This window comes from Mesorhizobium australicum (assembly GCF_900177325.1).
GTDB lineage: Bacteria > Pseudomonadota > Alphaproteobacteria > Rhizobiales > Rhizobiaceae > Mesorhizobium_A > Mesorhizobium_A australicum_A.
The window spans coordinates 4,774,983-4,787,524 of the sequence record NZ_FXBL01000004.1 but is presented as its reverse complement, the minus strand read 5'-3'; the positions used below and the strand labels follow the sequence as shown (position 1 = coordinate 4,787,524).

Below are 12,542 nucleotides of genomic sequence, written 5' to 3'. Positions count from 1 at the left end.
CTGAATATAGGAGCGGCCCGTCAGGCCGGCAATCCGTAGCCCTCCTGTGCGGCCTGGGGCAGCCGCAGCACCTTGGCGCGTGCGATCAGCATCTGCACCATCGCGGCGCTGCGCAACTGGTTTCGTTCCATGGCCATGATGTTCGGGTTGCCCGACAGGAAGCGGGCGAGGATGCCGCTGACGAACGGCGCCGCCATCGAGGTGCCGGACATGATCCACCAGCCGCCGTTCGGGAATGTCGAGACGATGGCATGGCCCGGCGCGGTGAACTGCACCTGGGGGCCGTAGTTGGAGAAGGAGGCGAGGAAGATCGCCGGGTCCACCGCGGAGCGCTGGTTCGAGACATGGACGGTGAAGGCGGGGACGGCCGGAAAGGCACCGTCGCGCCCGATCGCCGTCACCGCCACGCAGTGCGGCTGTGCGGCCGGGTAGCTGACGGGAAGGCCGAAGCCATTGCCGGCTGCGGCGACGCAGACCACCCCGTGCACCCATGCGTCGTTGATCGCGTTGCGGACACCGTCCTCCCGAAGTTTCGGCCCCTCGATGCTGAGATTGACGATGTCGCATCCGTCGTCGATCGCCGCGCGGATGGAATCGATGATCTCCGGATTTTCCGCTCCCTTCGGCGCGCCACCCGTGTCGGGAAACACGCGATAGGAGATGACGCGTGCTTCCGGCGCAACGCCCGCCGGGCCGCCGTGGCCTGCCTCGGCTGCGATGATGCCGGCGACATGGGTTCCGTGGCCAGCCTCCTCGGTCCAGTCAGATCCCCAGTCGACCGGACGCCCAGATGTCGGATCCGCCCCGGCGATGAGGCAGCGCAGCAGCCCGACACTCTTTGCCAGTGCCGGATGGGCATTGTCGACGCCGGTGTCGACGACGCCGACGGTCACGTCCTTGCCGTTCTGGTGCCCGTTGACCTCTCCCGCCAGGAAGTACTGCTTGGCGTCGGCGGAAAAGACAGTACCGGCGGCGTCGACCGCGCTGATGCCGCTCGGCATGGCGCCGGCCGTGCGCGCCGTGGCACGCTGCGGCTTGCGGCCTGGCAGGTAGTATTTGGTAATCGGCAGCACGCGAAGGTCGGGATTGGCCGCCTCCAGCGCGAGCCTGCCCGCATGCGTCATCGCGACCACGGCAGGGCCGTCGGGAAATCGCTGCGACACGACTTCGAAGTCGCTGCTGCCGACTGCCTCGCCGAGCTCGTCGCTGGCCGAGCGGGCGGCCGCCACCATGGTGTTGGCGCTGAAATGCCCGTAGCGGCCGATATTGTCCGCGGCGACCTTGACGATGCCCGCACGCATGCCTGCCACCGAGGACTGCATCGTCTCGCTTGTTACTCCCGCGCCCGGCAGGACGACATAACGCCGTCTGGCCCCATATCTGCGTGCCATCCCCTTCCTCCCCACCAAGTTGTATTCGCGGAACATACAACCAGATGCGAAAGTTGAGCGTGTCGGACTTCACTTTCGCGGCAAATCTTTGCCGGAGCGCCGCTCTCCCCACGTCCGCCGGCCCCAACCCGGCGGTGACGCATGGCGGCTATGCACGATCGGACCTTCAAGAGACACCATCGTTTTGATAGCGCAGCCGCAATCCCGGACCAAAACGTGCGGCAGCAGCGGAGCGCAACCGGCGCCCAGGCCAGATTCTGCCGGCCTTCCAAGGAGCATATCCATGTCGACCATCGCGACGGCCAACGCCGGACACGCAGCGCCAGCCAATCCGCGCTCGCGCGTCATTCTCGCAAGCCTGGTCGGCACGACGATCGAGTTCTACGATTTCTACGTCTACGCCACCGCGGCAGTGCTCGTATTCCCGCACCTTTTCTTCCCGGCGGGCAATGAGACGACCGCGCTGCTTGCCTCCTTCGCGGTGTTCGGCGCCGCCATGGTGGCGCGCCCGCTCGGGGCGATCTTCTTCGGTCATCTCGGCGACCGGCGCGGCCGCAAGATCACGCTCGTCGGTGCGCTGCTCACCATGGGCATCGCGACCTTCCTGATCGGTGCGCTGCCGACCTACGAAACCGCGGGCTGGCTCGCCACGGCGCTGCTGGTGATCATGCGCCTGGCACAGGGCTTCGCGCTCGGCGGCGAGTGGAGCGGCGCGGCGCTCGTGGCGACCGAGAATGCGCCGGCCGGCAAGCGGGCGGTGTTCGGCACGTTCCCGCAGCTCGGCGCGCCGATCGGCTTCATTATCGCCAACGGGCTGTTCCTGGTCATCGCCGCGCTGATGCCGTCGGACGACCCCTCGCGGCCTTCCGAAGCCTTTCTGAACTGGGGCTGGCGCATCCCCTTCCTGTTCTCGATCGTCATGGTCGCCGTCGGCCTTTGGGTGCGGCTCAACCTCGTCGAGAGCTCGGCCTTCGAGAACACGGTCAAGAAGGGCAAGGTGCAGAAGCTGCCGCTGGCTGCCGCGTTCCGCGACCATTGGAAGGAGCTTATCCTGGGCACGCTCTACATGCTGGCGACCTACGTGCTGTTCTACCTGATGACGACCTTTTCGCTCAGCTACGGCCGCGCGGCCACCACGGCGGCGGTGCCGGGCCTCGGCTACGACTACCGGACCTTCGTGCTGATGATGATCGTTGGCGTGGTCTTCTTCGGCATCTTCACGCTGGTGTCCGGCCCCTGGGCCGACCGCTGGGGCCGCCGCAAGACGCTCATCTGGGTGACGACGGGCATCGCCCTGTTCGGCCTGTGCTGGGTGCCGCTTCTCTCGCTCGGCACACCCGGCGTGCTGGCCTGGCTGATCCTTGGCTTCACGCTGATGGGCATGACGTTCGGCCCGATGGGCGCGCTGCTGCCGGAGCTCTTCCCGGCCAATGTGCGCTATACGGGCTCGGGCGTGTCCTACAACGTCTCCTCGATCCTCGGCGCCGCAGTCGCTCCCTTCGTGGCGGTGGCGCTCTGGAGCGTGGGCGGAGGCAGCCCCTTCTGGGTGGGCGTCTACCTGTCGGTCATGGCGCTCATCACCCTGAGCGCTCTGCTGGTCGGCAAGGAGACGAGCAACGTCGACATCGATGCATGACATGGGATGCGGCGGGCCGGCTGTGCCGGTTCGCCGTCCCATTGACGCCCGCTCCGGGCGGGACTATGTGGTGCGTGAACCCGTGGTGATTTGGCCGGTCGGCTTGCAGCCACGTTAAACAAGTCGCTAAAGGGCCGTCGCAGATTGCAACCGGCTTTGCGCGACCCGCAGGCCGGTTTTTGTTTGGAGTTTGCGATGCCGATCAAGATACCCGATCAGCTTCCTGCCCGGGAAGTCCTCGTGCGCGAGGGCGTGTCCGTGATGGACGAGCGGACCGCGCTGCGCCAGGACATCCGTCCGTTGCAGATCGGGCTCCTGAACCTGATGCCCAACAAGATCCGCACCGAAACGCAGTTTGCGCGCCTGATCGGGGCGTCCCCGCTGCAGGTCGAACTGTCGCTCGTGCGCATCGGCGGCCACAAGGCTCGGAACACGTCCGAAGAACACCTGATCTCCTTCTACCAGACCTGGGAAGAGGTCGCGGAGCGCAAGTTCGATGGCTTCATCATCACCGGAGCGCCCATCGAGCTGCTGCCGTTCGAACAGGTGTCCTACTGGAACGAGCTGACCCGCATTCTCGACTGGACGAAGTCGAATGTGCACTCGTCCTTCTTCATCTGCTGGGGCGCCATGGCGGCCGCCTGGCACTTCCATCGCGTCCCGAAATATCCGCTGGACAAGAAGGCCTTCGGGGTCTTCAGGCACACCAACAATGCCCCGGCGTCGCCCTATCTCGCCGGCTTCTCGGACGATTTTGCCATTCCGGTCTCGCGCTGGACAGAGGTGAAGGCCGTCGACGTCTCCGCCGCGCCGAGCCTGGAGCTGCTGATGGAATCGGATGCGACCGGCCCATGCCTTGTCGCCGAACGGACGGGCAACCGGCTCTACATGTTCAACCACATCGAATACGACTCGACGTCGCTGAAGGAAGAATACGATCGCGACGTCGCCGCGGGCACGCCGATCGCGATACCGCACGAATACTATCCGGACGACGATCCTAGCAGGCCACCGCTCAACCGCTGGCGCTCGCATGCCCATCTACTGTTCGGTAATTGGATCAACCAGGTCTACCAGACGACCTCGTTCGATCTGGACAAGATCGGCCAGCGCCCGAGGCTCGTCACAGCTTAACCTCTGCTTCCGCGTGACGTCCGTTGCGCGGAAGCCGATTGCAGGATTTGATGCGGTCAGGCGGCTTGGGCGAGGGGCAGAGGTGCGTCCGTCCGGGCCTCGTTGGCCTCCCGGATGCATTCCTGCAGCAGGTCGAGATCGACTGGACCGTGAAGGCTCAGATGCATGTCGAGGTCGTCGAGCTCCCAGCCCAGCTCCGAAAGCTGCGCGATGATGGCGCCAATGACGCGCCGGTCGTCGAAGCGGGTGATCTGCATGCTATTCCCCGATTTGCCCGGGGGAATGCTGCGACAACATGGTTACCGATCGGTTAACGAGCTGCGTCCGGCGCCCTGCGGACTGAGAACGGGCACGAAAACGCGGCGCGAGGCGCGCCGGCTGACGGGAATTCCCTGATAGAGCCGCTTCTGCGCCTCGACGACAATCACGCCGGAAAACATCGGCCAGAAGCGCCGCCCGGCCCGCTCGAGATAGTGATGCAGGCGCAGGACCGCCCTGCGATGACTCGGCGGAAAGAACAGCGCCTCCGAGAAGAGACCGGGGGTGAAGTTCGATTCGCGCAGCGTCTTGATGAGCTGGCCGCGCGAATAGGGCCGGCCGGTGCCGAAGGGCGTGTGTTCGAGGCGGGCCCAGACGCCGCGGCGGTTCGGCACGACGACGACCAGGCGTCCGTTCGGGGCCAGCACCCGCCACATTTCCTTCAGCGTCTCGTGCGGGTCCTCGGAATGCTCGAGCGCATGGACCATCAGGATACGGTCGATCGAGGAGTCGGGCAGCGGCAGTTCCTCGTCGAACACGAGAGCGGTGGCGGACGGCCCCTGCGGCGGCCAGTTCACGGCCCCTTGCGTCGCCGGCATGAAGGCGAAGACGCGCTCGGCGTCGCTCCCGAACCGTTCCAGCCAGGGCAGCGCATAGCCGAGGCCAACCAGCCGCTCGTTGGGGACCGCAGCCCACACGGGCTCCATCGCGGCCGCGATCGACTTCTCCGCCAGCCTGCCGAGCAGGGACGAATAGAAGGCGCGAAGATCGACGATGTCGGCATGCATGGTCTGGACGGTACCCGTGTGTCGGTGATTGTTCAAGGAACGCGGGATGACATCGGCCGGTGGCCGCCCTATCTTCCGGCCATCTCCCGGAGAAGCTGCTCATGCCCCTGATGGTCGAACAATTCATGTGCCGAAGCGATAACTTCGGTGTCCTGCTGCACGACGCCTCGACCGGGCAGACCGCAGTGATCGACGCGCCCGAGGAGCGGCCGATCCTCGAGGCGATTGAGCGCACCGGCTGGCGGCCGACTGTCATCCTCACCACGCACCACCACCCCGACCATGTCGAGGCCAATCTCGCGCTGAAGGAGCGCTTCGGCCTGACGATCATCGGGCCGAAGGCGGAGGCCGCGAAGATCCCCGGGATCGACAGGACGGTGGTCGATGGCGAGAGCTTCGACTTCTCCGGCCATCCGGTCCGCGTCATCGAGACGCCCGGACACACGGCCGGCCACGTCTGCTATCACCTGCCGAAGGACGGGTTGCTCTTTGCCGGCGATACTCTTTTCGCACTCGGCTGCGGCCGTCTGTTCGAGCGCGGGCCGGCCGACATGTATCGGTCGCTGAAAAAGCTCGCCGAACTGCCGCTTGAGACAGTCGTCTATTGCGGCCACGAATACACCCTGTCCAACGCCCGCTTCGCGCTGTCGATCGACCCGACCAACTCAGCGCTGAAGGAGCGCGCGAAGGAGATCGAGGCGCTGCGCGCCGCCGACAAGCCGACGCTGCCGACGACGCTGATGGCCGAGATGTCGACCAACCCGTTCCTGCGCTGGCACGACCCGGTAATCCGCAGGAACCTGGGCATGGAAACGGCCTCCGACGAGGCGGTCTTCGCCGAAGTCAGGAAGCGGAAGGACGTGTTCTAGGATGCCTACCGCGTCGGAACGGGCGTCTCGCCGCGATAGTCGTAGAAGCCGCGGCCGGCCTTGCGCCCGAGCCAGCCAGCCTCGACATATTTCACCAGAAGCGGGCAAGGGCGGTATTTTGTGTCGGACAGGCCGTCGTGCAGCACCTGCATGATCGACAGGCAGGTGTCGAGGCCGATGAAGTCGGCGAGCTGCAGCGGTCCCATCGGATGGTTGGCGCCGAGCTTCATTGCCGTGTCGATGCCCTCGACCGTGCCCACGCCCTCATAGAGCACATAGATTGCCTCATTGATCATCGGCAGCAGGATGCGGTTGACGATGAAGGCCGGGAAGTCCTCGGCCACCGTAATCGTCTTGTCGAGAGAATGGACAAAGGCCTTCGCCGCCTCGAAGGTCTGGTCGACGGTGGCGATGCCGCGCACCAGCTCCACCAGTTTCATCACCGGCACCGGGTTCATGAAGTGGATGCCGATGAAACGCTCCGGCCGGTCCGTGCTCGCCGCCATGCGGGTGATCGAGATCGAGGAGGTGTTGGTGGCAAGCAGCGCCTCCGGGTTCAGCACCGGGCAGAGCTGCTGGAAGATCTTGCGCTTGACCGTCTCGTCCTCGGTCGCCGCCTCGATCACGAGGTCGGCGCCGGCGAGATCCTGCATCGTCTCGGCCGGCCGGATGCGGCCAACAGCGGCGTTTCGGGTCTGTTCAGGCATTTTCCCCGAGGCGACCTGGCGAGCCATATTGCCGCTGACGGTGGCGATGCCTTTCTCGATGCGGTCCTTGGAGATGTCGTAGAGGAGGACGTCGTAGCCGGCGAGTGCCGCGACATGGGCGATGCCGCCGCCCATCTGCCCGGCGCCGATGATGCCGACGGTTCCGATCTTGCCCATGTTCCTCGCCCTGTCTCCACCCGGACCCGAGTGCCCCGGGTCTTTGTGCAGTGCAAACTAAAAGGGCGGGGAGACTTCGTCTACCCCGCCCCAGAGATTTCATACCTTTGCAGGCCGGCTGTCAAAGCGCCTTTTCGAGTTCCGGCAGGATGGTGAAGAGATCGCCGACGAGGCCGTAGTCGGCGACCTGGAAGATCGGGGCCTCCTCGTCCTTGTTGATCGCGACGATGACCTTCGAGTCCTTCATGCCGGCGAGGTGCTGGATCGCGCCGGAGATGCCGACCGCGATGTAGAGCTGCGGCGCGACCACCTTACCGGTCTGACCGACCTGCCAGTCGTTCGGCGCATAGCCCGCGTCGACCGCGGCTCGGCTTGCGCCGACGGCCGCACCCAGCTTGTCGGCCACCGGCAGGATGACCTCCTGGAACTTCTCCGAGGAGCCCAGCGCGCGGCCACCCGAGATGATGATCTTGGCCGAGGTCAGCTCCGGACGGTCGCTTTCCGACAGCCGGTTCTCGACGAAGGAGGAGAGGCCCGGATCGGCCGCCGCGTTGACGCTCTCGACCGGGGCCGAGCCGCCGTCGCCTGCCGCCTGGAACGAGGCGGTGCGCACGGTGATCACCTTCTTCGGATCAGACGACTGCACCGTCTGGATCGCATTGCCGGCGTAGATCGGACGCTTGAACGTGTCGGCCGAGACCACCTCGATGATCTCGGAGATCTGCATCACGTCGAGCAGCGCAGCGACGCGCGGCATGACGTTCTTGCCCATGGTGGTCGCCGGCGCGATGATCGTGTCGTAGCCGCCCGCGAGCGCGACAACGGTGGCCGCGACCGGCTCGGCAAGGCGTTCGGCCAGCGCATCGCTCTCGGCAAGCAGCACCTTGGTTGCGCCCTTAAGCTTGGAGGCCGCATCGGCGGCTGCCTTGGCGCCCTTGCCGGCGACGAGGATGTGCACGTCCGAGCCGATCTTCAGCGCGGCGGAGAGGGCCTTCGAGGTCTGGTCCGACAGCGAAGCGTTGTCGTGTTCGGCGACGAGGAGAATTGCCATTGTTCTGATCCTTTCCTGATCGCCTCAGATGACGCCGGCGCCCTTGAGGGCCGACACGAGTTCCTGGACGGTCTTGACCTTCACGCCCGCCTTGCGGCCGCCCGGCTCCTCCGTTTTCAGCACTTTCAGCCGCGCCTTCACTTCGACGCCGAAGTCGCCGGCCGTCTTTTCGTCCAGCGGCTTCTTCTTCGCCTTCATGATGTTCGGCAGCGAGGCGTAGCGCGGCTGGTTGAGGCGCAGATCCGTCGTCACGATCGCCGGCAGCTTCACCTCGATCACCTGCAGGCCGCCGTCGACCTCGCGCGTCACCTTGGCCTTGCCATCGGCAAGCTCGACCTTCGAGGCGAACGTCGCCTGCGACCAGCCAAGCAGTGCGGCCAGCATCTGTCCGGTCTGGTTGGCGTCGTCGTCGATGGCCTGCTTGCCGAGGATGATCAGTTCCGGCTTCTCGGCATCCGCGATGCCCTTGAGGATCTTGGCCACGGACAGGGGCTCCACAGTCTCGTCGACCTTGACCAGAATGCCGCGGTCAGCACCCATCGCGAGCGCCGTGCGGATCGTCTCCTGTGCCTGTGCCGGGCCGACCGACACGACCACGATCTCTTCGACCTTGCCGGCTTCCTTCAGGCGGATCGCTTCCTCGACGCTGATTTCGTCGAACGGATTCATCGCCATCTTCACGTTGGCGAGCTCGACGCCCGAGCCGTCGCCCTTGACGCGGATCTTCACATTCGCGTCCACAACCCGCTTCACAGGCACAAGTACTTTCATGCGTCGATTTCCTCTCTGATGCGTGTCCGGCGCTGCTATCACGCAGATGGCTTGCCGGTTGGCCAATTGCCGACGTGGCGGCACTAGAAAACGGACATCAGGCCTCAAAGACCCGAAAAACGCTTGTTGCTCTAGTCGTGGGGGCCAGTCGCGTCAATAAGCAAACGACAGCCGCGAAACGGCTGTGTCGGCGCCGCCAACACATAGGGCAGCAAGGGAGTTGGCATGGCCACGACGGATCTGCCGGGGTCGGCTGACAAGAATGCTACTGCCGGCCCCAGGGCCCGCTTGGGGAAACCGGCGCAGTGGCCGGGGGCGGCAGGGTAACTTCGGCTCCGCGCGGCGTGACGATGTCCTTGTCGAAGAGCGGCACGCCCTTGCGCCGCATGAAGACGACCAGCACCGCGCCTGCGATGATGCCGCCGATATGCGCGGCCCAGGAGACCTGCTCCTCGCCCGCGGCGGCGAACATGACGAACTGGAAGGCGATCCAGAGCACGATCGGGATCCAGGCGGGGATGCGCAGCGGCAGGCGCATCAGCACCAGCACCCAGACCTTCACCCGCGGATGCAGCAGGAGATAGGCCGAGACCACGCCCGCGATCGCGCCGGAGGCGCCGATCAGCGGCACCTGCGAATTCACGTCGACGATGCCGTGCAGCCAGGCGCCGGCGATGGCGCAGAGCAGGTAGAAGATCAGGAAACGGACATGGCCGAGCGCGTCCTCGACATTGTCGCCGAACACCCACAGGAACAGCATGTTGCCGGCGAGATGCATGAAGTCGCCGTGCAGGAATGCATAGGTGACGTAGGTGAAGACGTCCGGCACGAGGATCTGGCCCGGACCGCGCTCGGCGAGGTCGTAGATCGTCGAGGGGATGTAGCCCAGCCCGATCGCCGCCGCCTGCGCGAAATTCTCGCTGGAGAAGGTGGTCATCAGCCAGACGACGACATTGGCGACGATCAGCCCGATCGTCACATACTGCATCTTGATGTGTTTCAGGCTGTTGGCGTCGTGCAGCGGAATGAACATTCAGAGCGCCCCCACGGCCCCACCGTCACCGGTTCTGTCCGGGCACCCATAACACGTCGGCCGCGCCGTTGTCATTGACCACGCGGGCGGCGACGAACAGGAAATCCGAGGCGCGGTTGAGATATTTCACGACCTCCGGATTGACGCTTTCGCCTGGCATACGGGCGAGCTCGACGGCGATCCGCTCGGCTCGGCGCACGACCGTGCGAGCGAGGTGGAGATGCGCGGAAGCCGGCGAACCGCCCGGCAGCACGAAGGAGCGGAGCGGCTGGAGGCGTGTGTTGAGCGAATCGATGTCGGTCTCGACGCGCACCACCTGCGCCGCCACGATGCGCAGCGGCTCGTAGCCGAGCGGCTTTCCCGTCTCGGGCGTGGCGAGGTCGGCGCCAAGGTCGAAGAGATCGTTCTGCATCCGGAACAGCATGGCGTCGATCTCGGAATGTTGTTCGGCGGTGTACAGCCGCGCCATTCCGATCGTCGAGTTCGCCTCGTCCACGGTGCCGTAGGCCTCGACGCGCCGGTCGTGCTTGAGCCGCCTGCCGCCGGCAGCCAATCCCGTGGTGCCGTCGTCGCCGGTGCGCGTGTAGATCTTGTTCAGCTTGACCATGATCCCCCCGGGAAGCCGCTCATTTGCGCGTGAAGTAGACCGCGAGCAGCACCAGGCACAGCGCGACGAACTGGAGGAAGACACGCGCCTGCATCAGCTTGTTGGACGTGTTCGCGTCACCGCCCTTCATCATGTTCCAGAGCCCGCGCAGAAGCACGATGACGACCGCGACCATGGCGACGATCGCGAAGATGTTGAAGACCGTGGACATCGCTCTTTCCTCTTGCCGGCACGCGCCGGCGCACGTCGCATGGCGCTTGCCGCGGCCCTTGAAGCACATTTCGGGTGCAAAGGCGGCGACGGGAAGGCCCCGCGCGGGTTGTTTCCCGAAAACCCTTCCCATATTCAACCTTGCGAGACAATCGGCGGAGAGCCATGCGAAACATCGTCGCCGCGAAACGGATCCTGTCCGACGCGATGGGCCACTTCAACACGGACGATGGCTGGTCGATGTCCAGCCATCTGGCGATTTCCGCGCTGATGGCGCTGTTTCCGTTCCTGATCTTCGCCACAGCGCTCGCGAGCTTTCTCGGCGCGGACGCCTTTGCGGATACGGCGGTGCATCTGGTCTTCGACACGTGGCCGCCGCAGATCGCCGAGCCGATCGCCAAGGAGGTGCGCAACGTACTCACCGTCCAGCGTGGCGATTTCCTGACGGTCTCCGTGATCGCCGCCGCGGTGTTCGCCTCCAACGGCATCGAAGCGCTGAGAACGTCTCTCAACCGCGCCTACCGGGTGGCAGACACGCGTTCCTTTCTCTTCCGCCGCATCCAGAGCATGGCCTTCGTCTTCATCGCCACGCTCGGCTTCCTCGCGATTTCGGTGCTGCTCGTTCTGGCGCCGCTGATCGCCGACATCGCCGAGAAGAACCTGAACTGGATCGGCCCCTACATGGGCACGATCACACTCTGGCGCTACGTGATCGCCTCCGGCGTCATCGTCTTTGGCCTGTTCGCCGTGCATCTTTGGCTGCCGGCGGGGCGACGGGGCCTGGGCGACGTCATCCCGGGCATCGTCTTCACGCTGATCGCCTGGCTGGCCGGGTCCAGTATCTTCGCCGCGTATCTCCGGCAGTTCTCGACCTATGTCTCGACCTATGCGGGCCTCGCCTCGGTGATGATCGCGGTGATCTTCCTCTACATCATCTCGGTGATCTTCATCCTCGGCGGCGAGTTCAACGCCGCGATCCGCCGCTATCTCGACGCGCGTTCACGCATCGCGGGATGAGGTGGCGAGCGCCACGCCGGCCGTCGCGACCGCCATGCCTGCGATCTGCACGAGCGTAAGCGTCTCGCCGAACAGCGGCCATGCCATCAGCGCGGTCACCGCGGGCACGAGGTAGAACAGCGATGACACCTTCGCGACCGATCCTTCGCGGATGAGATACATGAGAAGGAAAATCGCGCCGATCGACAGCACCAGCACCAGCCAGACGAGCGCGAAGACCAGTTCGCCGGTCAGCACGAAGGTGCGCGTCTCCAGCAGCAGCGACATCGCTGCCATCAGGCCGGTCGCACCGACATATTGCCAGAAGCTGCCGGTGACGAGATCAAGGCCGCCGACGAACCGCTTCTGCCAGATCGTGCCGACGCTCATCGCGACGACGCCGAACACCATTGCGCCGAGCGCGGCGGGCGTGAGCGCATCCGTCGCAGCGCCCAGCTTCGGCCAGATCACGATCACTACGCCGACGAAGCCCAGGCCGAGGCCCAGCCAGTTGCGCGTATCGACGCGCTCGCCGAGCGCCATCCCCGCGACGAGAGCGGTGATCAGCGGCTGCAGGCCGACGATGAGCGCGGAAAAGCCTGCCGTCATGCCGTGGCGGATCGCCCAGAAGGTGCCGCCGAGATAGACGCCATGCATGAGCGCGCCGGCGAAGGCGGCGTGGGCTGCGCCGCGCCAATCTGCCCGGCGCGCGCCGGTCGCGACAACGATTCCGCCGATGATGAGCATCGTCAGGCCGAAGCGCACAGCGAGAAAGGAGAAGGGTTCCGCCCAAGGCATTGCATAGCGCGCGCCGATGAAGCCCGTCGCCCAGAGCACGACGAACAGCGCTGGAACCAAGGATGTCGGCGAGGTCATAGGGGTATTCCGTTCGCGATGCCGGTCCGCTCTATGTC

General features: G+C 65.4%; 14 protein-coding genes and 1 riboswitch. Of the genes, 4 read left to right on the top strand and 10 right to left on the bottom strand.

The genetic code is table 11. The features are described from left to right. Positions 1 to 20 precede the first annotated feature (20 nt). Positions 21 to 1,391 (bottom strand): S8 family peptidase, encoded by a 1,371-nt coding sequence (locus tag B9Z03_RS26015; RefSeq protein WP_176247645.1) that lies wholly within the window; start codon positions 1,389 to 1,391, stop codon positions 21 to 23. Between the two features lie 283 nt (positions 1,392 to 1,674). Here B9Z03_RS26015 and B9Z03_RS26010 point away from each other — a divergent pair, with 283 nt between their 5' ends. Beyond that, positions 1,675 to 3,027: an MFS transporter gene (locus B9Z03_RS26010; protein ID WP_085466881.1), complete on the top strand. Its 1,353-nt coding sequence runs from the start codon at positions 1,675 to 1,677 to the stop codon at positions 3,025 to 3,027. Positions 3,028 to 3,099: 72 nt separating this feature from the next. Next, a riboswitch (SAM riboswitch) is annotated at positions 3,100 to 3,177 on the top strand. 45 nt (positions 3,178 to 3,222) lie between these two features. After that, positions 3,223 to 4,161: a homoserine O-acetyltransferase MetA gene (gene metA, locus B9Z03_RS26005; protein ID WP_085466880.1), complete on the top strand. Its 939-nt coding sequence runs from the start codon at positions 3,223 to 3,225 to the stop codon at positions 4,159 to 4,161. A gap of 56 nt (positions 4,162 to 4,217) precedes the next feature. On the opposite strand, the gene B9Z03_RS26000 is transcribed toward metA, so the two are convergent. Both B9Z03_RS26000 and B9Z03_RS25995 read right to left on the bottom strand, forming a co-directional pair. Then, positions 4,218 to 4,418, bottom strand: coding sequence for a hypothetical protein (locus tag B9Z03_RS26000; protein WP_085466879.1), 201 nt, complete (start codon positions 4,416 to 4,418; stop codon positions 4,218 to 4,220). A 42-nt stretch (positions 4,419 to 4,460) separates the two neighbouring features. Then, complete coding sequence (locus tag B9Z03_RS25995; protein ID WP_085466878.1) at positions 4,461 to 5,207, bottom strand: class I SAM-dependent methyltransferase; 747 nt, start codon at positions 5,205 to 5,207, stop codon at positions 4,461 to 4,463. A gap of 101 nt (positions 5,208 to 5,308) precedes the next feature. Here B9Z03_RS25995 and gloB point away from each other — a divergent pair, with 101 nt between their 5' ends. Next, positions 5,309 to 6,076 (top strand): hydroxyacylglutathione hydrolase, encoded by a 768-nt coding sequence (gloB, locus tag B9Z03_RS25990; RefSeq protein WP_085466877.1) that lies wholly within the window; start codon positions 5,309 to 5,311, stop codon positions 6,074 to 6,076. Positions 6,077 to 6,081: 5 nt separating this feature from the next. On the opposite strand, the gene B9Z03_RS25985 is transcribed toward gloB, so the two are convergent. The 6 genes from B9Z03_RS25985 to B9Z03_RS25960 all read right to left on the bottom strand — a co-directional run bounded on the left by B9Z03_RS25985 (position 6,082) and on the right by B9Z03_RS25960 (position 10,633). Next, positions 6,082 to 6,960 carry a 3-hydroxybutyryl-CoA dehydrogenase gene (locus B9Z03_RS25985; protein ID WP_085466876.1) on the bottom strand — a complete coding sequence of 293 codons (879 nt, stop codon included), beginning with the start codon at positions 6,958 to 6,960 and terminating at the stop codon, positions 6,082 to 6,084. A 121-nt stretch (positions 6,961 to 7,081) separates the two neighbouring features. Continuing rightward, positions 7,082 to 8,011 carry an electron transfer flavoprotein subunit alpha/FixB family protein gene (locus tag B9Z03_RS25980; protein ID WP_085466875.1) on the bottom strand — a complete coding sequence of 310 codons (930 nt, stop codon included), beginning with the start codon at positions 8,009 to 8,011 and terminating at the stop codon, positions 7,082 to 7,084. 24 nt (positions 8,012 to 8,035) lie between these two features. After that, a complete protein-coding gene (locus B9Z03_RS25975; RefSeq protein ID WP_085466874.1) occupies positions 8,036 to 8,782 on the bottom strand; it encodes an electron transfer flavoprotein subunit beta/FixA family protein in 747 nt (248 codons plus the stop codon). A 265-nt stretch (positions 8,783 to 9,047) separates the two neighbouring features. After that, complete coding sequence (locus B9Z03_RS25970; RefSeq protein WP_085466873.1) at positions 9,048 to 9,815, bottom strand: rhomboid family intramembrane serine protease; 768 nt, start codon at positions 9,813 to 9,815, stop codon at positions 9,048 to 9,050. 25 nt (positions 9,816 to 9,840) lie between these two features. Next, positions 9,841 to 10,422, bottom strand: coding sequence for a cob(I)yrinic acid a,c-diamide adenosyltransferase (locus B9Z03_RS25965; protein ID WP_085466872.1), 582 nt, complete (start codon positions 10,420 to 10,422; stop codon positions 9,841 to 9,843). 19 nt (positions 10,423 to 10,441) lie between these two features. Then, complete coding sequence (locus tag B9Z03_RS25960; protein WP_085466871.1) at positions 10,442 to 10,633, bottom strand: twin transmembrane helix small protein; 192 nt, start codon at positions 10,631 to 10,633, stop codon at positions 10,442 to 10,444. A gap of 164 nt (positions 10,634 to 10,797) precedes the next feature. On the opposite strand from B9Z03_RS25960, the gene B9Z03_RS25955 reads away from it, so the two are divergent. Then, a complete protein-coding gene (locus tag B9Z03_RS25955) occupies positions 10,798 to 11,649 on the top strand; it encodes a YihY/virulence factor BrkB family protein (RefSeq protein WP_085466870.1) in 852 nt (283 codons plus the stop codon). Here the strand turns inward: B9Z03_RS25955 and B9Z03_RS25950 are convergent. Beyond that, on the bottom strand, positions 11,632 to 12,504 hold the full coding sequence (locus B9Z03_RS25950) for a DMT family transporter (RefSeq protein WP_085466869.1): 873 nt from the start codon (positions 12,502 to 12,504) through the stop codon (positions 11,632 to 11,634). The two genes, B9Z03_RS25955 and B9Z03_RS25950, sit on opposite strands and share 18 nt — an antisense overlap. Positions 12,505 to 12,542 lie beyond the last annotated feature (38 nt).